The organism is Rhodococcus sp. OK302, assembly GCF_002245895.1.
In the GTDB taxonomy this organism is placed as follows: domain Bacteria; phylum Actinomycetota; class Actinomycetes; order Mycobacteriales; family Mycobacteriaceae; genus Rhodococcus_F.
Window position 1 is genome coordinate 2208495 of the sequence record NZ_NPJZ01000001.1, and the last position, 25471, is coordinate 2233965.

Sequence of the window (25471 nt, forward strand, 5' to 3'; positions counted from 1 at the left end):
TCAGTGATACTGGATAGAGTTTCCGATGTGCGCTCCGGACGGCTCCTCCAACTGATGCTCCGACTACAAGGCAGTCGCGGCGCCACCGCTCAGCAGCTGGCCGATGAGTTCGGAGTTTCCGTGCGCACCGTCTATCGCGATGTGGCCTCGCTGTCCGGCGGCGGCGTGCCGATCTGGACGGAAAGCGGCCCGGGTGGCGGCATCAGGTTGCTCGACGGTTGGCAGTCCAAGCTGTCGGGCATGACCGACGACGAGACCTCGGCGCTCATGCTGTTGGGAGTGCCGTCTATCGCGGCTGATCTGGGCCGAACGGACTTTGCCGAATCTGCGGCCGCAAAGCTGCTGAACACAATGCCCGCGCCTCTTCGGGCTGGCGCGCGGTTGTGGCAGGACCGCATTCTGGTGGACGTGCCCGGATGGTTCGGTGGCAGCGACGATATTTCTGGATTGCCGATTATCGCGTCGGCTGTATTGGATTCTCGGCGACTGCAGTTCGTGTATCGCGACCGCGAACGTACCGTCGATCCACTCGGACTGGTGATCAAGGCCGGTGTTTGGTATCTGGTCGCGAACTTGAATGATCGAACGCTGTCGTTCCGAGTGGGTCGCGTCGAAGATCCGGTGATGGGCGACGAATCATTCGATCGGCCGGCGGATTTCGAGTTGGCGACGTGGTGGGCGTCGTCGATGGCGGAGTTCGATCGATCGCTGCTGCGATTCGGTTGCCGGGTGCGATTGTCAGCAGAGGGCTGGCGCAGGCTTCCTGACGTTGTGGGCGTCGAAGCGTCTCGAGTCGAGCCCGGCCAGGCCGATGTCGACGGTTGGATGGACGTCGATCTGAGGTTGGAAAGTTTCGACGTCGCGCTCTCGCAGTTGATCGGTCTGGGCTCGGACGTCGAAGTCCTCGAACCGTTGTTGTTGCGCGGTGCCATGCACGCCGTGGCGGAACAGATGGTGCTCCGCCACAGGCGACAGGTGTCAGGCGGTGGCTGATCGCTTCGCCAGCAGGCGGTTGATACCCAACTGCCCAGCGACGATCACGACACCTACCACCAAACCCAGCGCAGCGGACGCGAGAGTGTTGACGATCCACGCCAGTACCCCACCGATGCCGGCGACGTCCTTGACAGCTTCTTCACCGTGGTGAACGGCGTCGTAGAGGGGATGGAAGCCCAGTTCGTCGATGCCGACCAGAAGAATGTGGCCACCCACCCACAACATCGCGGCAGTGCCGACTACGGAGAGCACTGACATAACGTGCGGCATGCCGCGAACGAGTCCGGTACCGACGGTCTTGGCAAGGCCTGACGAAGACTCCGCGATCCGCAAACCGATGTCGTCCATCTTCACGATCAGTCCGACGACGCCGTAGACGATGACTGTGATGACCACAGCCACGACGGCAAGAATTATCAGTCGATTCCAGAAACTCTCGTCGGCGACGGTGTTGAGTGCGATCACCATGATCTCGGCCGACAGAATCAGATCGGTACGCACGGCGCCGGAGACAACTTCCTCCTCGTCGCGAAGATTCTCGTCAGCAGTGTCGTGGTGGTCACCGTGGCCGAAAATTGCGCCCCAGATTTTGTGCACTGCCTCGTAGCTGAGGTAACAGCCACCCACCATCAGCAGGGGAGTCAACAGTCCGGGGAGGAATTGGCTGAGCAACAGAGCGATCGGCAGAATGATCAGCAGCTTGTTACGCAACGATCCGACGGCGATGCGCTTGATGATGGGCAGTTCGCGTTCGGCCGCCAGCCCACGAACGTATTGCGGCGTTACCGCGGCATCGTCGATGACCACGCCGGCTGCCTTGGCCGTCGCCTTACCGGTCGCGGCAGCAATATCGTCGATCGACGCAGCGGCCATCCGAGCCAGCGCAGCGACGTCGTCGAACAATGCGAATAGTCCGCCGGCCATCACAGACCTCCGATGGAATCAGTGGAAGAGTATGGCCGGATGGATCCGGTAACACAGTTGCGTGATCGCACGAAGTTGCTGTCCCCTGAACGTCGAAGGTGGCGGTAAGCCACCTCGAACGATACCGGCGTGCCGTTCCCGCGAGTAGTGGACACCCGACCACGTTCGCTGAGGATCGTTACCGCAAAACCTTCCCGGGCTGCTTCTCGCATGAAAGACTGCATAAAGAGACCGACCGAACGGGGCATCATGCGCGAACCAGACACAGCGCAGGTCGCCAAGAGCTTCGACGCAATGGCGACTCATTACGACAGGCAGATCGGGCGCTTCGAACGTTTTGTGCTCGGTGACGCACGTAGTTGGGCAGTCGACAAGGCGCGTGGACGCGTTGTCGAGATTGCGGTGGGCACCGGGCTGAACTTGCCGCTCTACGGGAAAGACGTCGACTACGTCATCGGCGTCGATATCTCGAATGCGATGCTCGAGCGTGCTCGCATCAAGGTTGCCGAGGGTGTGGACATCAGCGTCGATCTTCGTCACGGTGACGCGCAGGAACTTGACCTTCCAGACGAATGCGTCGATACGCTCGTGTCCACCTATTCGTTCTGCACGATCCCGGACCCCGGCCGAGCTGCGGCCGAGGCCTTCCGGGTCTTGGTACCCGGTGGGCGATTTGTCCTCGCCGAACATGGACCCAGTACCAACGTCGTTGCGCGTGCCGTGATGAAGATTGTCGAACCGTTATTCGTGCGTTTCGGCGCCGACCATCTCACTCGCGATCCCGTGGGATACCTCGAAGGCGAGGGCTTCTTGATCGACGAGGTACACCGCAGTGGACGGGGCGGGGTCGTGTTTCGTGTAGTGGCACGTAAACCGGATCCCGAATGGACAGCTCTAGGCCACTAGCGCTTTTCGGACACGATCACGCCGGACGGAGTATCGCCGGGAGTCAAGCTCGGCGGGGCAGGAGTCATACCCAGAGATGCGACGGCGGAGACAAGCGCTATCGCGAAGATGATCCACCAGGCCTGGCGGAATGTCTCGTAATCGACTGCTGCGCCCAGAACGGCGATCAAAACACTGACGCCGAGCACGGTTCCGATCTGACGGCTCATGCTGACAACCGCGCTACCGGTAGCCGATCGGGCTGCCGGTAGGTCAGCGGTTGCCTGCGACAGGATGGTGGGTAGTGCCAGGCCGACGCCGATGCCCGCGATGATCCATCCGGGAAGAAGTTCGACGGCGTAGTTCGGAGTTGTTCCGACAGAGAGTAATACGAGAAGCGTGCCAACAGCCCAGAACGCGCTGCCGAGCGCAGCGACACGGCCGGCTGAGTACTTCCGAGTCAGTGCTCCACCCGCAATGGCGAACAACGGGACCATCATCGGTCCGGGAGCAACCGCGAGGCCGGTTCGCAGGGCTGAATAGCCCCAAACTTCTTGTAACCACATAATATTCGCGAGTAGTCCGGCGGCGAATGTGGCGCTGAACAGAATTGCGGTGATGTTGGACCAGGTGAACGTGCGAACCTTCAGCAGGTCCGGGGCAATCAGGGGTGCGGCGTGCCGGGAGTTGCTCCACCAGAACGTAATCAGGGTGATTGCGGCGAGAGCGAACGCGACAATGATGCGCGGATCCGTCCATCCCCAGTCCGGTCCTTGGACGAGGGCCAGAGCGAGGGCGCCGATGCCGAAGATGAGCAATGCGGCGCCGACCAGGTCTATGCCGGCATCCGGATCCTTTTCCGCAACGTCGGGTACCAGGCGAACAGCGAAGTAGAGCAGTGCAATTCCGATGGGAAGGTTGATCAGGAACACCCAATGCCACGATGCCTCGACAAGAATGCCGCCGACAACAGGGCCGAATGCCGCGGCGGCAGCACCGGCTGCAGCCCAGATGCGAACACCGGATTGACGTTTGGCTGCCGGGAGGGCGTTGATCAGGAGTCCGAGACTGGCCGGCGTCAGTGCTGCGGCACCGATTGCCTGCACGATTCGGAAAGCCACGAGCATCCAGAGTGACGGGCTGAACGCGCAGGCGGCACTGGCCAACGTAAACAGTGCAAGACCGGCGATGAAGGCGCGTTTGGGCCCGATGCGATCGGCCCAGCGTCCGAGGGGGATGAGCAGTGCTGCGTACACAATGGCGTAGCCGTTGAGGATCCAACTGAATTCTCCGAGCGAATGACCCGGAAAGCTCTTGGCGATATCGCCGAAAGCCACGTTGACCACAAACAAGTCCAGGCTGGCGACAAACGGTGCGCCCGACAGTATCGCGAGAAGTGGGCCCGTACGCACGGGCTGACTATTGAGTTCCATAGTCAGCAACCTAAACCCTGACTATGGCTATCGCAAGTCAGGGCGTATTCTTGGTGTATGGACGCAGTGCGACTGGCCGGAGTGCTCGAAGATCGAAATGCATGGCAGGCCACGCACTGCTCGATCGGCCGGGCAATGGAAGTGGTCGGCACTCGGTCCGCGATGCTCATCCTTCGTGAGGCTTACTACGGCACAACTCGTTTCGACGATTTTGCGGCGCGTGTCGGAATTACCGAGGCGGTGGCGTCGGCGCGCTTGAAAGAACTGACCGAGGCCGGCATCTTCGAGCGCCAGCCGTACAAGGAGCCGGGAAAGCGGACTCGGCATGAGTATGTGCTGACTGAGATGGGTCGGGATCTACTGCCGGCGGTTCTCGCGCTCATGCAGTGGGGTGACAAGTATCTGCACGATGGAAGGGGTGGCCCGCTGACGGTGGCAGATGATGCCACAGGCGAGCCGGTGCACGTTGAAGTGCGAAGCGAATCGGGGCGCGAAGTTCCGCTGGGGGAGTTGCGAGTGTCGGTGAACGGCGCACGTGCGCGCGCCTAGCGGTGTATCGCCCGAGAAGTCTAATGTGCTGTCTGTCAATGACTCTCGAGCACAAGTTCGCGAAATCCTGTCCGAAATGTCCCTAGGAATCGAAATCCTGTTCGATTAGAATTGGAGTATGGGAAATCGGGAAGCGTGGCAACTGGACGGTGAGGGTCTCAAGGCGGAGGTTCTCTACCTGGTCCGCGCCCGGCACGATATGCAATCGTGCATGGTGCACCTCGTTGTCGAGATGTTCACTCGTGACGCTCTCCCTGGCACCGGCTTTCGGGCTATAGCGCAGTGGCTGCACCGATCCACCAACCTCGAGATCGGCGAATGCAGCCAACTGGTCAGCCTCGCGCGGTTGTTCATGCTTGAACCTGTAGTCGCACAGTCCTTTCACGATGGTGACATCGATATGCAGAAGGCCCGTCAGGTGGCACAGTTCTGCCAGCGCCCACCCAAGAACATGCATATCGCGGACATCGAGAAGGCTCGGGAAATCCTTCTGGACCTCGCCGCGAAGAAGGTTTCCGACTGCGACGCCATCCGGGCAGCCATCCGGCGCATCGAAAAGCAGTACGGCAATCGCGACGACGGCGTCCCCGTCGGCGAGGATTCCGAGCGCAACGAGTTCTATGCCTCGAAAGGTTTGTACGGCCGCGTCAGCGTCAAAGGTGACCTCGATGCCGTCAACGGCGTCCGGTTGATCGCCCTGCTGTCCGGACTTTCCAAGCCGACACCCGAAATTGACGGCGTGAAAGATCTTCGTACCCCGGCACTTCGACGGGCTGACGGTTTCTGTGAACTGTTGCGCCGCTTCGAGATGGCCGGCCTCGGGCCCGTTGAAGGTGGCGTCAAACCGCACCTGACGATCACCGCTACCGCGAAAGACCTCGCGGACCTGAAGGCATTGAAAGACCTTTTGCCGTCCGCTGAGGAACTCGGGTATGCGATCACCAACTGGGCCGGGCCTATCAGCCTCGACAGCGCCCGCATGCTGGCCTGCGATTGTATGGTCACCCGAATCCTGCTCGACCAGAACGGTGTTCCGCTCAATCATGGAATCGACGAGCGAACCGCGACGGTCCCGCAGCGGCGAGCTTTGGCGGTCAGGGATGGGGGATGCGCGTTTCCTGGCTGCGGAACCCCGCCGGGATGGTGCGATGCCCACCATATTGTTCATTGGATGGACAGTGGTCCAACGGATTTCGATAATCTCATACTTTTGTGCGGTCATCATCATCGGTTGCTGCACCATACCGAGTGGAGTGTCGAGATCGGGGGCGATCGGAGAACCCGGTTCTATCCACCGATGTCGGTGGATCCGTATCAGGTTCCGATACCGGGGAACAGTCCACCGACAGCAGCTTGAACAACCGACTACGCGAGGTGCACACCGGGGAAGAACGATGCCCCGGTGTGCGTGCGGCGTTCACCAGTTCAGCGCAGAATTACCAGCGTGACAACGGAGTTCTGCTTCGCACATAGTCGATGTGTCACTCCGCCTTCTACGTGTACAGCCGTCCCGGGAACCAGCGAGACGGTGTGGTCGGCGACGGTGAACTCGACTTCACCGACGGCCCCGTGAACGAGAATCGGGAACGGCGACCGGTGATCCTTCATCTCTTGGCCCGCAGTGAAGCTGATACGGATGACGGTGGATCCGGTGGCGGCGGTGAGCTTTTCGATCCTCGGTGTTTCACCCTCTTGGTAGTTGGTGGAATTCAGTCCGTCGATGACGGTCAATCCGGGAACCTTGTCCATGGGATGACGCTAGCTCAGCGACTTTTTGAATCCGATGTGGGACGCGACAAATCCGAGGCGCTCGTAGAACTCGTGGGCTTCGGTCCGAGTTTGATCCGACGTTAGTTGCGCGAGAAAGGCTCCGCGGCGTGCACCTTCTTCGCATGCCCATCGAAGCATTGCACTGCCGATGCCTTTGCTTCGAAAGTCCTCGTGCACTCGGACCGCTTCGATTTGCATCCGTGTTGCCCCCATCCGGCTCAGTCCGGGGATGAAAGTGAGTTGCATCGTGCCGATCACGTCGTCGTCGGTAGTGGTGACAACCACGAGTAGCTGTGCCTCGTCGGCGTCGATTTTCGCGAAAGCGTTGTCGTAGATCGTCCGGGCGTCGGGGTTGGTGGTCTCCCGAGTGGAACCGATCGGGTCGTCGGCGAGGAGGTCGACCAGAATGCCGACATCGCGAAGCTCAGCCCTTCGGATGCTGTAAACCGAGTTGCCGCAGTCAATCGACGCCGAAATCATCAGTGGTACTCCTGGAAAGAGTTAAATAGCCGAAATGTCAGGTTCTCACGTCTGGGCTCGGCATTCACAGGAAGGGGGCGAAATGGTTACGTCCAGAAACGCATGAGGGCATTTCCGTACATCGCGTATGTCTCGGGCACACCGCTGAGTTGGAAGATCCAATAGATCGCGTCGAAGAACACGACGTTGATCTGAGGGACAAAGAGAAGCGCGACCAGGAGTAGTAATCCATAGGGCTTGAACTGATCGAGTTGCGCACGCGTCGTAGGTTTCAGGTACGGCTCGAGCGCGCCGTACCCGTCCAGTCCGGGGACTGGGAGCAGATTGAGTACGGTCGCCATTACCTGCAGAAACGCGAGGAAACTCAGACCGGTCCAGAAGGTTTCGTGTCCGCTCCCAACGCCATACATACGTATGGCGGTCAGGAGGATTACCGCGACCAGTGCGTTTGTCAGTGGACCGGCGAGGGAGATCCGGGCTTGAACTTTGGGGGAGAACATTCCCGTGCGCAGGTACACCGCGCCGCCGGGTAAACCGATGCCGCCCAGTGCGATGAACAGAACCGGTAGCCCGATCGAGAGCAGCGGATGGCTGTACTTCACAGGATTGAGTGTCAAGTACCCGCGGGCAGCGACATCCGTATCGCCGTGACGCCACGCCAAGTAGGCGTGCGCGAACTCGTGCAGACAGAGGGTGACTACCCAACCAGCGACGACGAGAACGAAGACACCGATACGGCCCGAGACCGAACCCCACTCGGATCGCCACGCCAGCGCGCCGCCGAGAACAGCGATGGCCACAACCCCGATGAAGACCGGGCTTGGCCGCACCGCTGACCGGGCTGCGCTGGTTCTCATCGGACCAACAGCCAAGTCTGGTCGTGGCGATAGAACGTCGAGCGCTTGAGGTCTCGAGGATTCGGGACACCGTCCCGCACCAGGTGAGCTGCCGGCGCTCCCAATTGGATCGCTCGGCCTTCCAACCATCGACGGCCACCCCAGCGGCTACGGCGATCGACCGAAGCCCTGATGCCCGGCAGCTTGGGGCTGGGAACGATACGGATGCCCGGCACGGTTCCGGCGAACAACTTGTTGTCGTCGACGTAGGCTTCGCCGACCAGTTCCTCTGTTCCGCCGGGCCCCGTCATGGTGGCAGCGCCGACGAGTGCGATTCCAGCGTCGTCGCGGATCAGTGGCACCACGTGGACGGCGCCCTTGAGCGCAGCACGGGCAGCTTTTGCGCCGGTGGACAGTCTGTATGCCTCGGTCGCATCAGATCGGTTCTCGGTGACGTAGGCGAGTTCGATGTCCAACCGCTCGAGTCGCATCAATCGTGTCAGCGTCGCAGCAAACGCCGCGTCCGTCCCGACGACGATCAGACGAGGATCGGAGACGACCTGCAGCTGCGACATGAGGTCGTTGAAGTCGTTCTTCTCCGGAATATCCGGGAGCGTGAACGACATGACTTCACCCAGTGGGAGAGGCACTGGTGAATCGCCACATCTGAGTACCACTGGGGTCAACGCCGCTCCTAGCTCGAACAAGACTTCTCGGAAAGTGGGAATCCGCCACCTACCCAGCGAAACGGACTGGGAACAAGCGGTCGGAATCGCCGCCCACGATCCTAGTGCGGGAGCCTGCGGACGCAGGCAATCGAGCTAGTGCGGGAGCCTGCGGAGGCTGTCAATCGAGATGCTGACCAGGCTAGTTCTGTACCGAAAGGTCTGGTCTCGCGCTCTGGGCTAGACTTCTCCATCGGTCACTGCAACAACTCGGCTGCACACAATGTGCGCGGAATCCTGCAGTACCAATGCGGCGGGACAACTGCTGCACGTCGACCGTAGGAGACAACGTCATGCCGGCAATCGTCCTGATCGGCGCCCAATGGGGCGACGAAGGTAAGGGCAAAGCTACAGATCTACTGGGCGAGCAGCTTCAGTGGGTCGTGCGATACCAGGGCGGCAACAATGCCGGACACACCGTGGTTCTGCCCAACGGTGAAAAATTCGCACTGCACCTCATCCCGTCCGGAATCCTTACTCCGGCCGTCACCAACGTCATCGGTAACGGTGTCGTGGTTGATCCGGGAGTGTTGCTGACAGAACTTGCAGGCTTGGAAGCGCGCGGAGTGGACACCACTCGATTGCTGCTTTCGGCTGATGCGCACCTGATCATGCCGTACCACGTGGCCATCGACAAGGTCACCGAGCGTTTCCTCGGTGCCAAGAAGATCGGCACCACGGGTCGCGGTATCGGCCCGTGCTACCAGGACAAGATCGCACGTGTCGGCGTCCGCGCCGCTGATGTCCTGGACGAGAAGATCCTCACCCAGAAGGTCGAGGCTGCACTGGAATTCAAGAACCAGGTGCTGGTCAAGATCTACAACCGTAAGGCGCTGGATCCGCAGCAGGTTGTCGACGAGGTTCTGGAGCAGGCTGAAGGCTTCAAGCACCGCATCGCCGACACCCGCCTGGAGCTCAACCGGGCACTCGAGCGCGGCGAGACCGTTCTCCTCGAAGGCTCGCAGGGAACGCTTCTCGACGTCGACCACGGCACGTACCCGTATGTGACGTCGTCCAACCCCACTTCCGGTGGCGCAGCGGTTGGTTCGGGCATCGGACCCACCAAGATCACCACGGTGCTCGGCATTCTGAAGGCCTACACCACCCGTGTCGGTTCGGGCCCGTTCCCGACAGAACTGTTCGACGAGTTCGGCGTGTACCTGGCTGACAAGGGCGGCGAGGTCGGTGTCACCACCGGTCGTGGCCGTCGTACCGGCTGGTTCGACGCCGTGATCGCCCGCTACGCAACGCGCGTCAACGGCATCACCGACTACTTCCTGACCAAGCTCGACGTGCTCAGCAGCCTCGAGACCATCCCGATTTGCGTCGCTTACGACGTCGACGGTGTGCGTCACGAGGAAATGCCGATGTCGCAGAGCGATATTCACCACGCCAAGCCGATCTACGAAGAGATGCCGGGTTGGTCCGAGGACATCACGGCGGCTCGTACGTTCGAGGAGCTTCCGCAGGCTGCGCAGAACTACGTACTTCGACTCGAAGAACTGTCGGGTGCATTCATGTCCTGCATCGGTGTCGGTCCGGGCCGTGACGAGACGATCGTCCGACGCGAGATCATTCGCTAGAGTTTGTGTTTCGAAATCCCCGTTCCTGCTGCAGGAGCGGGGATTTCGTGTTTCAGGCGCGCTTCGCCAGGTAGTCGGTGACTGTCTTCCAGTTGGGAAACTTGGTGGTGCCGAACTTGATCCAGTCGCCGTCGAACTTGTCGGCTCCGTTGGCGCCGCGGTCGTCGACCAGGAAATCGCCGCGGTTGAGGTGTTTGTGGTGCGAGAGAATCAACCGCTTGTACGCGACGCTGCCCTCCTCCATTCCGAGGTGTTCCTGAACCCACAGAACCTTGTCGTGCCACGCTGTTGCGTTTTTCCAGGGTGCTGTCGACAGAATGTAGGTGTCGAACTGCTCTGCGAGCTGGTGGTACGCCTCGATTGCGCCGTCGACGGGATCCATCCGCGAGAAGATGTGCGGCGCTTCGTCGAGGTCGTCCTTGAACTTCTCGCGAACGTTGTCGGTGAGACGATCGATACCGGACTGGAAGTTGACGAGAGTGTTGTCTAGGTCGATATAGAGGATCTTCTTCACAGAATTGGGCATTGGAGCCTTTCGTCAAGCAGAAAGAGTCCAGTTTTATGGAACTGGACTGAGATTGATGATTTCTTCCCCTTCATCACAATCGCACAGGGCACCGACAGGTTTGTCAGCGCCGGCTTCCGGCCTGGTGTGGAAGGCCCCGCCAAGGGGTGCAGCCAGGCGAAACTGCTCCGCGCGGATGAATGTTCCCTCGCCGTCGGCTGGCGCAAAAAAGTACACGGCAGCCACGAAGAGTCCGAAGCCGATGAGGGTCGCGAAGGTAGTCATGCACTCATAATCGAGCCGACTGGTATTGAAATATATAGCCAAGTTGTCGATACTGGACCGCATGATGACTCGAGTTCTCGGTGCCCGCTCACTTGCACGTGATCTTGGGTCGTGGCAGGAAGAATCGGGTCGGCGCCCCGCCTATCGTGCATTGGCCGACGGTATCCGCCTGCTCGTGCACGACGGCCGCATCCCGCTGGGAGTGGCGCTGCCGAGTGAGCGCGAACTGGCAACGGTGCTCGAACTCAGCCGGACCACGATCACGTCGTCGTACTCGGTTCTGCGGGACGAGGGTTATCTGATCAGCAAGCAAGGTTCGCGCAGTACTGTCGCATTGCCGGCCGGTGCGCGGCCCAACGGGTTGATGTTCCGCTCTCACCAGCCGGGTCCCAGTGGTCCCGTCGTCGACCTCAGTTACGCCGCGATGGCGGCGCCCGCGGCGCAAGTAGAACTCGCGTATGCGTCTGCGCTGGCGGCACTTCCGGAGTTTCTGCCCACTCACGGTATGGAGCCGATCGGTATCGGTGATCTACGTGACGTCATCGCTCGGCGCTACACCGCCCGAGGGTTGCCCACCACTCCCGAGCAGATCATGGTGACGTCCGGCGCGCAGCACGCCCTGCGGCTGTTGTTGTCGGTGCTTACCTCGCCCGGCGAGCGAGTGCTGGTGGATCACCCGACGTATCCCAATGCGCTGGAAGCGATTCGGAGAAACGGTGCGCGCCCGGTTCCGGTTCCGGTACGTCCCGAGTTTGCTGCGGCGGGAGCGTGGGATCTTGACGGAATTCGTAGTGCGGCAAGGCAAACCGCAGCCCGCATGGCCTATCTCATTCCTGATTTTCACAACCCGACGGGTCTCTGCATGGACGCAGCCGGACGCGCGGAACTCGCGAAGATCGCCCACGAAACCCGAATGACGCTTGTTGTCGACGAGACGATGGTGGATCTGTGGCTGGACGGTCCTCCGCCGGCGCCGGTGGCCGCTCACTGTCGAGGGTCTGCGAAAACGGATGTGGTGACGCTTGGATCCACCGCGAAATCGCTGTGGGGCGGGCTGCGAGTGGGCTGGATTCGAGCGGATTCCGCGTTGATCACGCAGTTGGTGGGGGCACGAGCCGCCGTCGACCTTGGTACACCGATCATGGATCAGCTTGCCGCGGCGTACCTTCTGGCCGATGACAGGCTGATACTCGAAGAGCGTCGCGAAGTACTTCGTCAGCAGCGAGCCGTGCTGCTCGACGCGGTAGCCGAGCGACTTCCGGACTGGACCCCCACTCTCGGCTCGGGTGGAATGTCGGTGTGGATGCGCATGTCGGCGCCCGTGTCCACGGCGTTGGCGGCGGTGGCACCCAACTTCGGGGTACTGCTCGCAGCCGGCCCCAGATTTGGCGTCGAAGGTGCTTTCGAGCGGTTCATCCGGGTGCCGTATGCACGATCGTCGGAGGATCTTGTTCGCGGAGTTGCCTCCATCGCCGCTGCCTACGACACCCTTGCCACCGATCGGGACGCTGCCGACCAGAGGATGGTTGTCGTCTGACATTTCTCGGTTCTTCGCTTTGATTCGGCCATATGGGTACACACTGGCAATGAGGGGTGACCTGAGGAGACATCGATGACAGCGACTGAGGCAACCAACGCATCGGAGACTTTGGCGGAACGACTGTTCGAGGCCACGCTCGGTGCGGCCGAGCTCCAAGCGGTGTATCTCGGTGATCGGCTGGGCTGGTACCGGGCACTCGCCGATCATGGACCGCTCACGTCGACGGAACTAGCGGACCGGACCGCAACGGTCGAGCGGTATGCCCGAGAATGGTTGGAACATCAGGCGGTGTCGGGGTATCTCGACGTCAATGCCGATTCCGACCGTCGATACAGCCTGTCTGCCGAGCATGCAGCTGTGTTGCTCGATTGTGACAGCCTGCTGTATCTTACGCCGTTGGCGCGCATGTTCGTTGCGACGACGACGTCGATGCCGCGGTTGCTCGACGTGTATCGCCACGGCGGCGGGGTCACGTGGGAATCGATGGGTCCGGACGCCCGTGAAGGCCAGGCGTTGATGAATCGGCCGATGTACCTACGGCAGTTGTGTCAGGAATTTCTGCCGACCATTGCGGATTTGCATGCGACGTTGACCGGCGGCGCCAAAGTCGCCGATCTCGGTATGGGCGAGGGCTGGTCGTCGGTGGCGCTTGCGCTCGGCTACCCGAAGGTCGAGGTTCACGGGTTCGACGTGGACGCGGCCTCGGTGGCAGCGGCGCGGCGTCACGCCCGGGACAACGGCGTCGACGACCGCGTTCATTTCTCGTTGGTTGACGTGGCGGGCCAGGCTCACGAACCGGGGCGCGCGGACACGGGCACCTACGACGCTGTTTTTGCTTTCGAGTGTGTGCACGACGTGCCGGATCCGGTGGGTTTCCTCTCGACCGCGCGGTCGATTGCGCAGCCGGGTGCGCCGGTGATCGTCGTCGACGAACGGACTGCGGATACTTTTGATCCTGAGGCCGGGAAGGTGGAGCAACTGCTCTACGGATTTTCGTTGACGTGCTGCCTGCCGGACAGTCTCGCGCATCCGGGGAGCGTCGGAACGGGAACGGTGATGCGGAAGTCGACTCTCGAAAGTTACGCTTTGGCAGCAGGTTTCGAGAGGGTTGATGTGCTGCCGATCGAGCACGAGTTCCTGCGGTTCTACCGATTGGGCTAGCGCCCTGTGCGCCTTTTCGGTAGTGGGCACTACCGAAAAGGCGCACAGGCGGAGCCTACTTCCAGACCGTCTCGATATCCGTCGCCTCACGAGCCGGCGCGGACGGGACGGCAGCCGGTGTGCGCGAGAAGCGCGGGGCCGGAGCGTGCTGGGTGACGCCGTCGATTTCGATGAGCGAACCGCGGGCGGCGATGTGCTCGTTGGACGGTGCTTCGGCGAAGGTCAGGACCGGCGAGACGCACGCGTCGGTGCCGAGGAAGATCTTGGCCCACTCGTCGCGGGTCTTCGAGAGGAACTTCTCGGTGAAGAGCACCTTCAGCTCGTCCCACTTGCTCGAGTCCATCTGATGGGGGAGCGTCGCGGGATCGATCTCGAGGCCCTCGAGCAGCAGCGCGTAGAACTGCGGTTCGATGGATCCGACGGCCATGTACTTGCCGTCGGAGGTCTCGTAGGTGTCGTAGAACGGTGCGCCTGTGTCGAGGAGGTTGACTCCACGCTCGTCGGACCAGACGCCACGGCCGCGGAACGCCCACATCATGTGTGAGAGAGCGAGGGTGCCGTCGACCATGGCAGCGTCGACGACCTGTCCCTTGCCGGAGACGGAGCGTTCGACGAGGGCGGACAGGATGCCGAAGATCAGGAACATGGAACCGCCGCCGAAATCGCCGACCATGTTGAGCGGCGGAACGGGACGTTCACCCTTGCGACCGATGGCGTTGAGGACACCGGTGAGGGAGATGTAGTTGATGTCGTGACCGGCTGCGCTGGCCAGCGGGCCTTCCTGGCCCCAGCCCGTCATACGGCCGTAGACCAGACGAGGATTGCGCTCGAGGGCAACGTCGGGGCCCAGGCCCATGCGTTCCATTACGCCGGGACGGAAGCCCTCGATGACGACGTCGGCGCGCTCGATCAGGTCCAGGACCTTTGCGACGTCGGCCGGATCCTTGAGGTTGGCTTCGACGATGCGGCGTCCACGCTTGATCTGATCGGTTGAGCCGGCGTCCTGCGGGATCGGGGCGGCGCGCTGCACGATGACGATGTCGGCACCCATGTCGGCCAGCAGTGTCGCCGCGTGCGGACCTGGTCCCAGTCCGGCGAATTCGACGATTCGAATACCCGCGAGCGGGCCCTTTTTCTCCACGGTTTCTGCAGACACACGAACTCCATTTCCGACGGTGAAATTGCTTCTGGCCCGACGGTAACCTGTCGGGCCAGAAGGGTGTGCCTCGGGGCACTATGTCGGTATCAGGAGTCTGCGATCACACTCCCGGGTCGGTGAATCAGACCGCAGCGCCCTCGAATTGTGCGTTGTAGAGGCGGAAGTACGCGCCGGCGTGGGCGATGAGTTGATCGTGTGTGCCTTGTTCGACGATTTGGCCGGCTTCCATCACCACGATCAGATCTGCAGTACGGATGGTGGAGAGTCGGTGCGCGATGATGAAGCTGGTGCGCCCGGTCCGTAGGGCGGACATGGCGTGCTGCACAAGCTGTTCCGTGCGGGTGTCGACGGAGCTGGTTGCCTCGTCGAGGATCAGAAGTGAAGGCTCGGAGAGGAATGCTCGGGCGATCGTGATGAGCTGCTTCTCGCCCGAACTGATGTTGGACGCTTCCTCGTCGAGCATGGTGTCGTAGCCGTCGGGCAAGGTGTGGATGAAACGGTCCACGAACGCTGCTCGGGCTGCTTCTTGGATGTCGTGTTCGCTGGCACCGATGCGGCCGTAGGCGATGTTCTCGCGAATGGTGCCGCCGAACAGCCAGGTGTCCTGCAGGACCATGCCGACATGCTTGCGGAGGTCCGCGCGACGCATGTGCGCGATGTCGATGTCGTCGATGGTGATTCGGCCGGAATCAACTTCGTAGAACCGCATGAGGAGGTTGACGAGGGTTGTCTTGCCGGCGCCGGTGGGACCGACGATGGCGACGGTCTGACCGGATCCGGCGGTGAGGCTGACGTTCTCGATGAGCGGCTTGTCCTTGTCGTAACGGAACGAGACGTTGTCGAATACGACAGTGCCGACGCTGCGATGACGGCCGGCCTGCTCGGGCAGGAGCGGAACGTCGATGTCGGGGGACTGTTCGGGCTCGTCGAGCAGTTCGAAGACGCGTTCCGCCGACGCCGCCCCGGACTGCAGGCTGGACGACATCGATGCGATCTGGGTGAGCGGTGAGCTGAACTGGCGTGAGTAGACGATGAAGGCCTGGACGTCGCCGAGTGACATGTTGCCGCTGGCAACTTTGAGCGCGCCCACCACAGCGAGTAGCACGTAAGTGATGTTTCCGACGAAGTTCATCACAGGCATGATCAGGCTCGACAGGAACTGGGCACCGAACGACGCGTCGAGCAGTTTCTTGTTCTGTACCGCGAACTCGCGCTCGGCCTCAGCCTGGTGTCCGTAGACGCGGACCAGGTCGCGGCCACTGTAGGTTTCCTCGATCTGCGCGTTGATCTTGCCGGTTTCTTCCCACTGCGCTTTGAAGAGAACCTGGGCGCGCTTTGCGACGCGGGCTACCAGCAGTACCGATACGGGCACGGCAATCAGCGCGATCAGCGAGAGCATCGGCGAAATGACGAACATCATCACGAGGACACCGATGACCGTCAACACGGATGTCAGCAGCGAGGTCAACGTCTGAGACAAGGTCGACGCCACGTTGTCGATGTCGTTGGTGACACGGCTGAGGACTTCGCCGCGCGGTGTTTTGTCGAAGTAGGGCAACGGAAGTCGGTGAATCTTCGCTTCGACTTCGGCACGCAACTTGTAGATCGTTCGCTGCACGATGATGTTGAGCAGGAACGCTTCGACCCAGGCCAGCAACGATGACAGTACGTAGACGCCGATGGCGAGCATGATGACCTTGCCGATGGCGTCGAAGTCCAGTCCGACCCCCGGAACGACATCGGACGAGTTGGCGACGAGATCCGCGAACGTCGAATTGCCCGATGCGCGAATGGCTTCCGCGGCCTGCTCGCGAGTGAGGCCGGCAGGCAGGCTCTTGCCGATGAATCCGGCGAAGATGAGGTTGGTGACGTGGCCCAGGATCTTGGGAACCGCAACCGAGAGGGCGATACTGCTGATGGTCGCAACAAGTACGACGAACACGGCAAGCTTGTGCGGCTTCAGCAGTGCCAGAAGCCGTTTCATCGTGGCTTTGAACTGCTTGGGTTTGGTGGCCGGCGTGGTCGACGCCTGGGGCGGTTTGGGTTCGGCGTCGCCCGCGGGCTTGGGCGCGGGGCCGTCGCCGGGTGGGGGACCGGTCGGTGGGGGATCGGCCGGCGCCGTGGTGTTGTCGGAGGCGTCAGGTTCTGCCGGGATCTTCGCGAAGACGACGGTCGGGGTGTCGTCGAGATACTGGCGATTGGCCGCGCCGAAGGCGGGATCCTGCGGATTGGTCATGCGCTCAGCTCCGCGGGAATCTGGGACGCCACGATCTCTTGGTACGTGGGGCAGTTGGCCAGGAGGAAGTTGTGGTCACCGAGTCCGACGGGCGACCCGTCGTCGAGGACCATGATCTGGTCGGCGTCGACGACGGAAGAAATACGTTGAGCGACGACGATGACTGTTGTCGAGGTCGTGACTGCGCGTAGCGCGGCGCGGACGGCTACATCGGTGTGCATGTCGAGTGCCGAGAAAGAATCGTCGAACACAAGGATCCGCGGCTTGCGGACTACGGCGCGGGCGATGGCCAGTCGTTGACGCTGACCGCCGGAGAGGTTCGTTCCGCCTTGGGAGATCGGTGAGTCGAGGCCCTGCGAAAGCTCACGGACGAAGCCGTCGGCTTGCGCGATGGTGAGCGCATCCCAGATTTCCGCGTCGGTCGCTGCCGGGTTTCCGTACCTGATGTTGGTGGCGATGGTCCCGGCGAACAGATAGGCCTTCTGCGGCACGTAACCGAAGTTGGTGAACAGTTCGTCCTGATCCCAGCCTCGGACGTCCAGGCCGTCGATCAGGACAGCTCCTGCCGTGACGTCGACGAGGCGTGGGATGAGTGAAACGAGAGTGGACTTGCCGCTGCCGGTGCTACCGACGATGGCTGTGACCGTTCCGGGTAGGCAACGCATCGTCACACCGCTCAGGACGGGAGTTTCGGCACCGGGGTAGCTGAATCCGGCTCCACCGAACTCGACGACGCCGTACGGGTTTGTCGGGCGTAGGGGCTGCGTCGGTGCCGGCACCGACGGCTCGGTGTCGATCACTTCGGTGATGCGGTCGGCGCAGACAGCGGCACGAGGAATGACGACGGCCAGCATCGTTGCCATCAGGACGGACATCAGGATCTGCATGACGTAGGCGAGGAATGCGCTGATCTGTCCGATCTGCATGTCGCCGGTGTCGACGAGGTGCGCACCGAACCACAGGACTGCGACGCTGGACATGTTGGCGATCAGCATGATCGTCGGCATGAGTACTGCTTGATACCGGCCGATGAGCATGGCCGTGTCGGTCAGTTCCTTGTTGGCTTTGTCGAAACGCATCGTCTCGTCGGGTTCGCGGACGAACGCGCGGATGACGCGCATACCCGTGAGTTGCTCACGAAGTGAGCGGTTGATGTTGTCGATCCGGGTCTGCATGGTGCGGAAGTGCGGGATCAGCCGGGCGATGACAATCGCGACGGTAATACCGAGAAGCGGCACCGAAATAGTCAGGAGCCATGACATCTGCAGATTCTCCCGCAGTGCCATGACGATCCCGCCGATGCACATGAGCGGGGCACTGACGAGCATCGACGACGTCAGCATCACGAGGGTTTGGATCTGCAGTACGTCGTTGGTATTTCTGGTGATCAACGTGGGTGCTCCGAAACCGGAGAACTCGCGATCGGAGAAACTGCCGACGGCCTTGTAGACCGCGGCTCGGACGTCGTGGCCGAAGCCCATCGAGGACTTGGCGGCGAGGAACGTCGACGCTACCGAGGCAAGGATCGTTGCCAAGGAGACCAGCAGCATGATTCCGCCGGTCGACATGATGAATCCGGTGTCACCGCGAGCGACGCCGTCGTCGATGATTCGGGCATTCAAGGTGGGCAGGATGAGTGCCGCGATTGCGCCGAACAGTTGTAGTGCCAGCACTCCGGCGAGGAGCCAACGGTACGGGGGCAGGTACGCCTTGAGCAGTTTTGCTAGCACGGCGATCCCGTTCGGGCTGCCACGCGTTCCGGATTGATCACATGCACACGTTATGACAGATGCACATCCTTACGGGCACCGACTCGTGCGATTGCTGAGGTTATTCCCAATTGAACGTGGAGCCGCGACGGCAGATGTGGGGTTACGACCGGAATGTGACAAAATGTGTCTGAAAGTTGTCTAGTAGTCCAGTTTGCCCACAAATTGGTGTGATCTACAACACATTGTTATTGTTCCGTTACTGAAAATAATCGCTGCTACCAGTGCATTTATCGGAAAATGTTAATCCCGGTAACGCTAATTAGCGGTTCAATAGCTAGACAATCGAGATTGGGCCGTCTATAAATGCAATCAGCGCAGTTTCGTGCGCTGCATCACAGCTCGGGATGTCGCAGGGGGGCGACGGAATTTCTGCCCCTCTGTGCCAAAGGTTCCCGGACTGCTTCGGTCACCGCCTGCGACCGAAGCGGCGCTGAACAATCACACCACCTCACATAACAGGAGAAATTCCTATGTTCGGATCGCTCAGCACACTCGGACCCCTGCTCGCTGCACTCGGCGTTTTCCTCAAGTCGGTCGACACCTCTTCGCTGGCCGACGGATCCAGCGAAACCGGTGGAGCCGGCTCCCTCGCCGGACTCCTCGGCGGATCCTCCGAATAAGCTTCGACTCACGTACCGAGCGCTCGGTACCGCGGTAGTTTGAAAGCTTCGTATTGCCCTCTGTCCGTTTATCCGGGTGGGGGGCAATACGTTTTTTCGCTTTAGCCTGTTGTTCGGTCGAGCGGGTTGCGTACGATGGACCGGTGGCTGTTAACTGTTATGTAACTGGATCGGTCTATCGGGCAGTTCGAGGCTCCCCTCCAATGCGCCGGGGTACCGATTCCGGGGTGAGGTAAACGATGACAAGAACGAGTCGCACAGTGCGGTTACTCATTGTCTTCGTTGTTGTCCTGGCCGCGGCCCTCGTCGGAATTCTCACCCGGGCACCCGGGCTTCTGGCGACCTTCTGGTGCGCCAACGCGCTGTTGCTGGGAATGATGATGCGGTGGCCTGTCTTGATCGAGTGGCCTACCTGGCTAGCCGCGATGGTCGGCTATTTGAGCGCTGATCTGCTGACAGGAAGCTCCCTGTCGATGGCAGTGCAACTGAACAGCGCCAATCTGGTCGGTGTCACATTCGGTGTGCTCCTGCTTCGCTGCACGAAGCGCATACCGTTTCGGCTTGTCGATTCGAATGCGTTGGTGTGGATGGTCATTCTCGGCGCGGGGAGTGCCATCGCGACTGCTTCGACCGCAGGACTACTGGATCGGGTGATTCGAGAAGAATCGTTCACCGACACACTCGTTCACTGGGGCAGTACGGAGTTCATGGCGTATCTCTTGGTGCTGCCGCTGATTCTGTCCGTGACTATTCCCTCCGGATTTGCGGACCTTCGCAGAAAACTGACATGGAGGACCATCGGAACGATGATGGTTCCGCTGCTTGCGACCGCAGCCTGCGTTCCGATCGCGCTCAGGATCGAGGGGCCGATCGCTCTTGTCCTCCCCATTCCGGCGTTGCTGTGGTGCGCCACCCGTATTTCGGTTCCGAGTACAGCCTTTGTCTCAGTGGTCTGGTCGGTGTGGTCGCTCATGATGGCCGACACGGGACGTCTGGATGTCGGCGAACAGGGCCACACAAACTGGTCGGAGGATGTCATCACGTCGATCGCAGTCACGCTGATCGCGCTGGGTCCGATTGCGGTGGCGTGTGCCACGCAGGAGCGTCGAGCAGCTGAGCGTGAGCTGTTCCGAGCCGTCGAATACGACAACCTCACAGGAGTGCTCTCGAGGGGAGCCTTCCTCAGGCAAGCCGAGGAACAACTTAAGCGTGAATCGGAAACACAATCGCCCGTCGGCTTGCTGATGCTCGATCTCGACCACTTCAAGAACATCAACGACACCCACGGGCACATGACCGGCGATACCGTGCTCGCGGACTTCGCTGCCCGCGCGGCCGATCGGGTGTCCGGCGCCGATCTGATCGGAAGGCTGGGCGGCGAGGAATTCGCAGTCCTGCTCACCGGTTCCAGTTTCGCCCGCGCCTCGGAAGTCGCGGAGGCGATCCGGTCAGCGCAGGTCGAGGAATCGACAGCCTCCGGAGTTGCAAGCACAGTCAGCATCGGACTTGCGTGGGTAGATCACCCGACGTTGCGACTGGCTGCATTGATGATCGCGGCCGACGAGGCGATGTACGACGCCAAGGAGAGTGGCCGAAACCTCGTCAAAGCGCGAGATGTCAGCGGTGTGGTGCCGAAGCGCCATATCTCCGGGTAGACCTGAACCCGTCACCTGGCCCATACGCGCGCAGTCCGCTGATCCGCACTAGCTCTGACCTGCATCGGGATTGGCATATAGTCGCACCCATGCAGCTTGATTCGACACCCACAAGTCCGTCCGTTTTGCCCCTCCGTTTCGGTACACCACTCACCGAGAATGCGATTCGAGTGATGATGCTGGGCTCCGGTGAACTGGGCAAGGAAGTCATCATTGCGTTGCAGCGGTTGGGCGTCGAAGTGATTGCGGTAGATCGGTACTCCGACGCTCCGGGGCACCAAGTTGCGCATCGCGCGCGCACTGTCGACATGAGCGATCCCGAGGCATTGCTTGCCGTGATCGAACTGGAAAAGCCGCATTTTGTGATTCCCGAGATCGAGGCGATCGCCACCGATGCGTTGGCCGTTGTCGAAGAACGTGGTGAGACCGTGGTGATCCCCACGGCGAGGGCAACACAGTTGACCATGAATCGTGAAGGCATCCGCCGCCTTGCCGCCGAAGAATTGGGGCTGCCCACGTCGCCGTACGCTTTTGCGGATTCACTCGAAGAAGTACAGGCTGCGACGGAGCGCATCGGATTCCCGTGCGTCATCAAGCCCGTCATGTCGTCCTCGGGTAAGGGGCAGTCGACGGTACGTTCCGCCGACGAACTCGGTGCCGCCTGGGATTACGCGATGGCCGGCGGGCGCGTCAATCACGGCCGCGTCATTGTCGAAGGTTTCGTCGATTTCGATTACGAGATAACACAATTGACGGTGCGTGCCGTATCCGCTGACGGCAGTGTGGCTACGTCGTTCTGCGAACCGATCGGGCACCTGCAGCAGGCTGGTGACTATATCGAGTCTTGGCAACCGCAGCGTATGTCCGAGGCTGCGCTCGCTGCGGCGCGTGAGGTTTCCGAAAAGGTCACCACCGCGCTCGGCGGCCGTGGAATCTTCGGCGTCGAATTGTTTGTCAAGGGCGACGACGTGTACTTCTCCGAAGTCAGCCCGCGTCCGCATGACACCGGCTTGGTGACGCTGCGCACCCAGCGACTCTCGGAATTCGAACTTCATGCGCGTGCGATCCTCGGATTGCCGGTCGACACAACGCTCACCTCGCCGGGTGCGTCAGCCGTCATCTACGGAGGTGTGGAGGCGAAGGGTATCGGATTCGACGGTGTTGCAGAGGCTCTCGCGGTTCCCGAAACCGAACTCCGACTCTTCGGAAAGCCGGAAAGCTTCCTGCGTCGACGAATGGGTGTCGCCGTGTCGACGGCCGCTGATGTCGATACTGCCCGCGCTCGCGCCCGTGAGGCCGCGTCGAAGGTTCGCCCCGTCGGATGAGTCCAGCGGCCGAAGTTGTTGTAGGACTAGTCATTCTGGTCGGACTGGTCGGCGTTGTGGTGCCGATCATTCCGGGAACCCTGCTGATATTGGCGGCAATACTGGTGTGGGCCTTGATGACCGGTGGCGCTACCGCGTGGACGGTATTCGCGCTGGCGGCGCTGGCCTTGGTGATCACGGGCGTCGTCAAGTACACGTGGCCGGGCCAGCGGATGCGTGCCGGGGGAGTTCCCAACCTGTCCGTGATGATCGGCGGTGTTGTCGGCATCGTCGGATTCTTCGTGGTACCCGTCGTGGGGTTGTTCCTCGGATTTGTCCTGGGAACCTATGTCGCGGAATGGGTACGGCTACGCAATTTCAACATTGCGTGGGCGTCGACGCTTCACGCGGTGAAAGCCGTCGGGTTGTCCATGGTGGTGGAACTGTTCGGCGCGTTGGTTGCGGCCGGACTCTGGCTGGGCGCAGTCGTTTTGGTGTGAACAGAGGCTCGAGATTCGCACCGATACCAGGCCCGGGCATTGCCGCCCATCACTGCCGGGAGGTCGTCGCCGACGGCCTCGGCGATCACGTCGAGGTCGTGGCTCTCGAATGCCCGGCGGGCGCGGGTTCCCGGTAGATCCGTCCCGAACATCAAGGCTTGCGGATTGGCCCGATGGATTTGACGGAGCACGTCACCGACATCGGAGATGGTGGTGCGGCCGAAGCCGGTGGCTTTGACCTTCACGCCGCGATCGACAAGGTTGAGCAGGTAGGGGAGCCCCCGCGTCGACATGCCCAGATGGTCGATGGCCACGGCGGGCAGTTTCGCGAAAACAGGTTCGAGAGAGAGTAAGAGGGTGGCGTCGACGTAGAACTCGGCGTGCCAGCCGACCAGATCGAAGGCTCGGTTGGCCAGGTCCGAGAGTTCCCTCAGGTCTGTTGCTCCGCGCCGAAGATTGAATCGGACTGCGCGAACGCCGACAGCGTCGAGCGCAACGATCTCCTCGTCGGTGGCGTCGTGTCCGAGTGCGGTGACGCCCACCCATCCCGGGCCGAGTTCAGCGAGCGCGGCTTTCAGATACTCCTGATCGGTGCCCTGATAGGACGCGGTGACAACTGCTCCGCCGTCCACCTGAAGACCGTCGAGAGAAGCGACTTTGGATCGGTAATCGGCGACGGTGAAAGGCTGGGGTAGGTACCCGTGATTCTCGACCAGCGGGAAGCGCGGATCGATGATGTGAACGTGGGCATCAAACACATCATCCATTTTGCACGCTGTCGATATGACCTTGCACAGAAGATCGGCCCGATGTGACGTGAGTCGCTCTGGAGCGAATATTCGTCATATCGGGCCGATCGGTCTGTTTGACCTGCTGTTATGCAGTGTCAGGGTCCGACAATCAAGCGCTGTCGGGGTCCGACTATTAGGCCCAGTCGGGGTCCGGCTATTAGGCCCTGTCGGGCTCGGATGCCTTCAACATGTCGTGACGCTCGACGACCTTGATGCGCTCACGGCCTTCGGGCTCGCCGAGGCTGCGCTCGTGCGCATCGAGGCGGTACCAGCCCTGCCACGTCGTGTACGGAACCTGCTTGCCTTCGAGGAATTCGACGACTGCATTCTCGTCGGGGTTTGCGGCGGGGGTGAACTTGGCCGAATCCTCGAGGAGGTTGGCGACGGTCTCGTTGGCGTCACCCTTGGTGTGGCCGATGAGGCCGACGGGTCCGCGCTTGATCCAACCGGTGACGTAGGTGGCCGGCATGAACCGGGCCTCGCCCTCGGCGGTTTCGTCGGCGACAACACGTCCGGCGTCGTTGGGGACGGTGCCGGCCTGATCGTCGAACGGCAGTTGCGTGACGTTCTGCGAGAGGTAACCGACGGCGCGGTAGACAGCCTGGACATCCCAGTCCTTGTAAGTGCCGGTGCCCTTGACGTTTCCGGTGCCGTCGAGCGCAGTGCGCTCGGTGCGAAGGCCGACAACCTTGCCGTCTTCGCCGAGAACCTCGGTGGGAGATTCGAAGAAGTGCAGGAACAGCTTGTGCGGGCGGTTTCCGACGTCGCGAATTGCCCAGTCCTGCAAGGTGTTCGCAACCATGTCGACCTGCTTGGAGTTGCGGCGAGCCTGCTCGGAACCTTCGTCGTAATCGATGTCCTCGGGGTCGACGATGACCTCGATGGTGGGGGAATGATCGAGCTCACGCAGTTCGAGGGGCGTGAACTTGGCCTGAGCGGGGCCGCGTCGTCCGAAGACGTGGACCTCGACGGCCTTGTTGTTCTTGAGGCCCTCGTAGACGTTGGCGGGGATCTCGGTGGGGAGAAGTTCGTCGCCGGTCTTGGCGAGGACACGGGCGATGTCGAGGGCGACGTTGCCGACGCCGAGGACGGCGACCTTCTCGGCTTCGAGCGGCCATTCACGCGGGACGTCGGGGTGGCCGTCGTACCAGGAGACGAAGTCGGCGGCGCCGTAGCTGCCGTCGAGATCGATGCCGGGGATGCCGAGGGCGCGGTCAGCGTTGGCGCCGGTGGAGAAGATGACGGCGTCGTAGAACGACTGCAGGTCGTCGAGGGTGATGTCGGTGCCGTAGTCGATGTTGCCGAGCAGGCGGACCTGCGGCTTGTCGAGAACCTTGTGCAGGGCGGTGATGATGCCCTTGATGCGCGGGTGGTCCGGTGCGACGCCGTAGCGGATGAGTCCGAAGGGTGCGGGCATGCGCTCGAAGAGGTCGATGCTGACGCCGCGGCCGGAGACTGCGGTGTCGGACTTCATGAGTGCGTCGGCTGCGTAGATGCCGGCGGGGCCGGCGCCGACGATCGCGACCCGGAGTGGGCGATTGGAGTCAGTCATCTGTAGACAGCTACCTTCTTCGAAGTTCGGACAACGTATCGACAATAAATCAATTTAGCCGAACCTAAGCGCGGTGTCGTGATTGCGGCTCGACGGGTTCACACTCCCACTCGAAGCGGCGTGGGTAAACCTTTTCTTTCTTCCCATTCTTCCGCGGTGAGGGAACAGAAGGGTAGGGGTCCGCTCCTTGGCAGGTCACAAGCTGTGATT

General features: G+C 61.4%; 24 protein-coding genes. 11 read left to right on the forward strand and 13 right to left on the reverse strand.

All coding sequences use genetic code 11. From position 1 onward, the window contains the following. Positions 1–27 precede the first annotated feature (27 nt). Positions 28–993 (forward strand): helix-turn-helix transcriptional regulator, encoded by a 966-nt coding sequence (locus BDB13_RS10300; protein ID WP_094271555.1) that lies wholly within the window; start codon positions 28–30, stop codon positions 991–993. Here BDB13_RS10300 and BDB13_RS10305 read toward each other — a convergent pair. After that, positions 979–1920 carry a DUF808 domain-containing protein gene (locus BDB13_RS10305; protein ID WP_094271556.1) on the reverse strand — a complete coding sequence of 314 codons (942 nt, stop codon included), beginning with the start codon at positions 1918–1920 and terminating at the stop codon, positions 979–981. The genes BDB13_RS10300 and BDB13_RS10305 overlap by 15 nt on opposite strands. 249 nt (positions 1921–2169) lie before the next feature. Here BDB13_RS10305 and BDB13_RS10310 point away from each other — a divergent pair, with 249 nt between their 5' ends. Continuing rightward, positions 2170–2826 carry a class I SAM-dependent methyltransferase gene (locus BDB13_RS10310; RefSeq protein WP_094271557.1) on the forward strand — a complete coding sequence of 219 codons (657 nt, stop codon included), beginning with the start codon at positions 2170–2172 and terminating at the stop codon, positions 2824–2826. On the opposite strand, the gene BDB13_RS10315 is transcribed toward BDB13_RS10310, so the two are convergent. Continuing rightward, a complete protein-coding gene (locus tag BDB13_RS10315; RefSeq protein WP_094271558.1) occupies positions 2823–4238 on the reverse strand; it encodes an MFS transporter in 1416 nt (471 codons plus the stop codon). The two genes, BDB13_RS10310 and BDB13_RS10315, sit on opposite strands and share 4 nt — an antisense overlap. Before the next feature lie 57 nt (positions 4239–4295). On the opposite strand from BDB13_RS10315, the gene BDB13_RS10320 reads away from it, so the two are divergent. Next, entirely contained in the window at positions 4296–4787 is a 492-nt protein-coding gene (locus BDB13_RS10320; RefSeq protein WP_094271559.1) for a winged helix-turn-helix transcriptional regulator, read from the forward strand. Between the two features lie 118 nt (positions 4788–4905). Beyond that, complete coding sequence (locus BDB13_RS10325; RefSeq protein WP_094271560.1) at positions 4906–6144, forward strand: HNH endonuclease signature motif containing protein; 1239 nt, start codon at positions 4906–4908, stop codon at positions 6142–6144. A 68-nt stretch (positions 6145–6212) separates the two neighbouring features. Here the strand turns inward: BDB13_RS10325 and BDB13_RS10330 are convergent, their stop codons facing one another. From BDB13_RS10330 to BDB13_RS10345, 4 genes are all read right to left on the reverse strand, one after another. After that, positions 6213–6536: a cupin gene (locus tag BDB13_RS10330; protein WP_094271561.1), complete on the reverse strand. Its 324-nt coding sequence runs from the start codon at positions 6534–6536 to the stop codon at positions 6213–6215. Between the two features lie 9 nt (positions 6537–6545). Then, positions 6546–7037 carry a GNAT family N-acetyltransferase gene (locus BDB13_RS10335; protein ID WP_094271562.1) on the reverse strand — a complete coding sequence of 164 codons (492 nt, stop codon included), beginning with the start codon at positions 7035–7037 and terminating at the stop codon, positions 6546–6548. Between the two features lie 86 nt (positions 7038–7123). Next, positions 7124–7894, reverse strand: a complete 771-nt coding sequence (locus BDB13_RS10340) for a site-2 protease family protein (protein WP_094271563.1) — start codon at positions 7892–7894, stop codon at positions 7124–7126. After that, a complete protein-coding gene (locus BDB13_RS10345; RefSeq protein ID WP_206042659.1) occupies positions 7891–8499 on the reverse strand; it encodes a hypothetical protein in 609 nt (202 codons plus the stop codon). Before BDB13_RS10345 ends, BDB13_RS10340 begins: the two co-directional genes overlap by 4 nt. A gap of 392 nt (positions 8500–8891) precedes the next feature. Here BDB13_RS10345 and BDB13_RS10350 point away from each other — a divergent pair, with 392 nt between their 5' ends. Beyond that, on the forward strand, positions 8892–10181 hold the full coding sequence (locus BDB13_RS10350; protein WP_094271565.1) for an adenylosuccinate synthase: 1290 nt from the start codon (positions 8892–8894) through the stop codon (positions 10179–10181). A 52-nt stretch (positions 10182–10233) separates the two neighbouring features. Here the strand turns inward: BDB13_RS10350 and BDB13_RS10355 are convergent, their stop codons facing one another. Beyond that, positions 10234–10707: a 5' nucleotidase, NT5C type gene (locus tag BDB13_RS10355; RefSeq protein ID WP_094271566.1), complete on the reverse strand. Its 474-nt coding sequence runs from the start codon at positions 10705–10707 to the stop codon at positions 10234–10236. A gap of 33 nt (positions 10708–10740) precedes the next feature. Beyond that, a complete protein-coding gene (locus tag BDB13_RS10360; protein ID WP_094274820.1) occupies positions 10741–10971 on the reverse strand; it encodes a hypothetical protein in 231 nt (76 codons plus the stop codon). Between the two features lie 61 nt (positions 10972–11032). On the opposite strand from BDB13_RS10360, the gene yczR reads away from it, so the two are divergent. Together yczR and BDB13_RS10370 are read left to right on the forward strand one after the other, a co-directional pair. Next, positions 11033–12508, forward strand: a complete 1476-nt coding sequence (gene yczR / locus BDB13_RS10365) for a MocR-like transcription factor YczR (RefSeq protein ID WP_094271567.1) — start codon at positions 11033–11035, stop codon at positions 12506–12508. 75 nt (positions 12509–12583) lie between these two features. After that, positions 12584–13672, forward strand: coding sequence for a methyltransferase domain-containing protein (locus BDB13_RS10370; protein WP_094271568.1), 1089 nt, complete (start codon positions 12584–12586; stop codon positions 13670–13672). 55 nt (positions 13673–13727) lie between these two features. Here the strand turns inward: BDB13_RS10370 and BDB13_RS10375 are convergent, their stop codons facing one another. From BDB13_RS10375 to BDB13_RS10385, 3 genes are all read right to left on the reverse strand, one after another. Next, entirely contained in the window at positions 13728–14828 is a 1101-nt protein-coding gene (locus BDB13_RS10375; RefSeq protein ID WP_094271569.1) for a CaiB/BaiF CoA transferase family protein, read from the reverse strand. Between the two features lie 124 nt (positions 14829–14952). Beyond that, on the reverse strand, positions 14953–17067 hold the full coding sequence (locus tag BDB13_RS10380; protein WP_094271570.1) for an ABC transporter ATP-binding protein: 2115 nt from the start codon (positions 17065–17067) through the stop codon (positions 14953–14955). Continuing rightward, positions 17064–18797 carry an ABC transporter ATP-binding protein gene (locus BDB13_RS10385; protein WP_094271571.1) on the reverse strand — a complete coding sequence of 578 codons (1734 nt, stop codon included), beginning with the start codon at positions 18795–18797 and terminating at the stop codon, positions 17064–17066. Before BDB13_RS10385 ends, BDB13_RS10380 begins: the two co-directional genes overlap by 4 nt. Positions 18798–19309: 512 nt before the next feature. Here BDB13_RS10385 and BDB13_RS32070 point away from each other — a divergent pair. The 4 genes from BDB13_RS32070 to BDB13_RS10400 all read left to right on the forward strand — a co-directional run bounded on the left by BDB13_RS32070 (position 19310) and on the right by BDB13_RS10400 (position 22918). Next, positions 19310–19459, forward strand: a complete 150-nt coding sequence (locus BDB13_RS32070) for a hypothetical protein (protein WP_169636047.1) — start codon at positions 19310–19312, stop codon at positions 19457–19459. Between the two features lie 239 nt (positions 19460–19698). Then, on the forward strand, positions 19699–21114 hold the full coding sequence (locus tag BDB13_RS10390) for a GGDEF domain-containing protein (RefSeq protein ID WP_094271572.1): 1416 nt from the start codon (positions 19699–19701) through the stop codon (positions 21112–21114). Between the two features lie 89 nt (positions 21115–21203). Beyond that, positions 21204–22439: a formate-dependent phosphoribosylglycinamide formyltransferase gene (purT, locus tag BDB13_RS10395; protein WP_094271573.1), complete on the forward strand. Its 1236-nt coding sequence runs from the start codon at positions 21204–21206 to the stop codon at positions 22437–22439. Further along, positions 22436–22918, forward strand: coding sequence for a DUF456 domain-containing protein (locus tag BDB13_RS10400; protein WP_094271574.1), 483 nt, complete (start codon positions 22436–22438; stop codon positions 22916–22918). The genes purT and BDB13_RS10400 overlap by 4 nt, the downstream gene beginning before the upstream one ends. Here the strand turns inward: BDB13_RS10400 and BDB13_RS10405 are convergent. Beyond that, complete coding sequence (locus BDB13_RS10405) at positions 22822–23676, reverse strand: amidohydrolase family protein (protein ID WP_094274821.1); 855 nt, start codon at positions 23674–23676, stop codon at positions 22822–22824. The two genes, BDB13_RS10400 and BDB13_RS10405, sit on opposite strands and share 97 nt — an antisense overlap. Before the next feature lie 190 nt (positions 23677–23866). Then, positions 23867–25261, reverse strand: coding sequence for an FAD-dependent oxidoreductase (locus BDB13_RS10410; RefSeq protein ID WP_094271575.1), 1395 nt, complete (start codon positions 25259–25261; stop codon positions 23867–23869). Between the last annotated feature and the right edge of the window lie 210 nt (positions 25262–25471).

Coding starts and splice junctions, on each gene's coding strand:
- BDB13_RS10305 (WP_094271556.1), bottom strand. CDS start 1,920: ATGGCCGGCGGACTATTCGCATTGTTCGACGACGTCGCTGCGCTGGCT.
- BDB13_RS10310 (WP_094271557.1), top strand. CDS start 2,170: ATGCGCGAACCAGACACAGCGCAGGTCGCCAAGAGCTTCGACGCAATG.
- BDB13_RS10315 (WP_094271558.1), bottom strand. CDS start 4,238: ATGGAACTCAATAGTCAGCCCGTGCGTACGGGCCCACTTCTCGCGATA.
- BDB13_RS10320 (WP_094271559.1), top strand. CDS start 4,296: ATGGACGCAGTGCGACTGGCCGGAGTGCTCGAAGATCGAAATGCATGG.
- BDB13_RS10325 (WP_094271560.1), top strand. CDS start 4,906: ATGGGAAATCGGGAAGCGTGGCAACTGGACGGTGAGGGTCTCAAGGCG.
- BDB13_RS10330 (WP_094271561.1), bottom strand. CDS start 6,536: ATGGACAAGGTTCCCGGATTGACCGTCATCGACGGACTGAATTCCACC.
- BDB13_RS10335 (WP_094271562.1), bottom strand. CDS start 7,037: ATGATTTCGGCGTCGATTGACTGCGGCAACTCGGTTTACAGCATCCGA.
- BDB13_RS10340 (WP_094271563.1), bottom strand. CDS start 7,894: ATGAGAACCAGCGCAGCCCGGTCAGCGGTGCGGCCAAGCCCGGTCTTC.
- BDB13_RS10345 (WP_206042659.1), bottom strand. CDS start 8,499: ATGTCGTTCACGCTCCCGGATATTCCGGAGAAGAACGACTTCAACGAC.
- BDB13_RS10350 (WP_094271565.1), top strand. CDS start 8,892: ATGCCGGCAATCGTCCTGATCGGCGCCCAATGGGGCGACGAAGGTAAG.
- BDB13_RS10355 (WP_094271566.1), bottom strand. CDS start 10,707: ATGCCCAATTCTGTGAAGAAGATCCTCTATATCGACCTAGACAACACT.
- BDB13_RS10360 (WP_094274820.1), bottom strand. CDS start 10,971: ATGACTACCTTCGCGACCCTCATCGGCTTCGGACTCTTCGTGGCTGCC.
- yczR (WP_094271567.1), top strand. CDS start 11,033: ATGATGACTCGAGTTCTCGGTGCCCGCTCACTTGCACGTGATCTTGGG.
- BDB13_RS10370 (WP_094271568.1), top strand. CDS start 12,584: ATGACAGCGACTGAGGCAACCAACGCATCGGAGACTTTGGCGGAACGA.
- BDB13_RS10380 (WP_094271570.1), bottom strand. CDS start 17,067: ATGACCAATCCGCAGGATCCCGCCTTCGGCGCGGCCAATCGCCAGTAT.
- BDB13_RS32070 (WP_169636047.1), top strand. CDS start 19,310: ATGTTCGGATCGCTCAGCACACTCGGACCCCTGCTCGCTGCACTCGGC.
- BDB13_RS10390 (WP_094271572.1), top strand. CDS start 19,699: ATGACAAGAACGAGTCGCACAGTGCGGTTACTCATTGTCTTCGTTGTT.
- purT (WP_094271573.1), top strand. CDS start 21,204: ATGCAGCTTGATTCGACACCCACAAGTCCGTCCGTTTTGCCCCTCCGT.
- BDB13_RS10400 (WP_094271574.1), top strand. CDS start 22,436: ATGAGTCCAGCGGCCGAAGTTGTTGTAGGACTAGTCATTCTGGTCGGA.
- BDB13_RS10410 (WP_094271575.1), bottom strand. CDS start 25,261: ATGACTGACTCCAATCGCCCACTCCGGGTCGCGATCGTCGGCGCCGGC.